Source organism: Neobacillus paridis (assembly GCF_016765675.1).
Classification (GTDB): domain Bacteria; phylum Bacillota; class Bacilli; order Bacillales; family Cytobacillaceae; genus Neobacillus; species Neobacillus paridis.
In genome coordinates, this window is the sequence record NZ_JAESWB010000313.1 from 1 (window position 1) to 502 (window position 502).

The 502-nt window shown below is 63.7% G+C and carries 1 protein-coding gene; it reads right to left on the reverse strand.

The window, feature by feature from the left end:
- The coding region (locus JK635_RS29010) for a tripartite tricarboxylate transporter permease (protein ID WP_202655539.1) at positions 1-502 on the reverse strand (502 nt) is incomplete at both ends.

A 502-nucleotide genomic window follows, 5' to 3' on the forward strand; every position in this document is an offset into this window, starting at 1 on the left:
ACCTGCGGACCCGGCTGGATGTTGTGGATCGTCATTGCGCCCACCATCAGCGCCATCACCGCATTGGGCGGTATGCCCAGCGTCAACAGCGGAATGAACGAGGTCTGCGCCGCGGCATTGTTGGCCGACTCCGGGCCGGCCAGGCCCTCGATGGCGCCCTTGCCAAACTCGGCGCTGTTCTTGCTGATCTTCTTTTCCATCGTGTAGGCGCCAAACGAGGCCAGCGAGGCGCCGCCGCCGGGCAGGATGCCCAGCATCGAGCCCAGCGCGGTGCCGCGCATGATGGGCGCAAACATGCGCTTGAAGTCGTCTTTCGATGGGAACAGGGTGGTGATCTTGCTGGTGAAGACCTCGCGCTTTTCCTTTTGCTCCAGGTTGGTCATGACCTCGGCAAAGCCGAACACGCCCATGGCCACGGCGGCAAAGCTCACGCCGTCGGACAGCTCGGGAATGTCGAAGGAGTAGCGCGCCACGCCGGTGTTGACGTCGGTGCCGATGATGC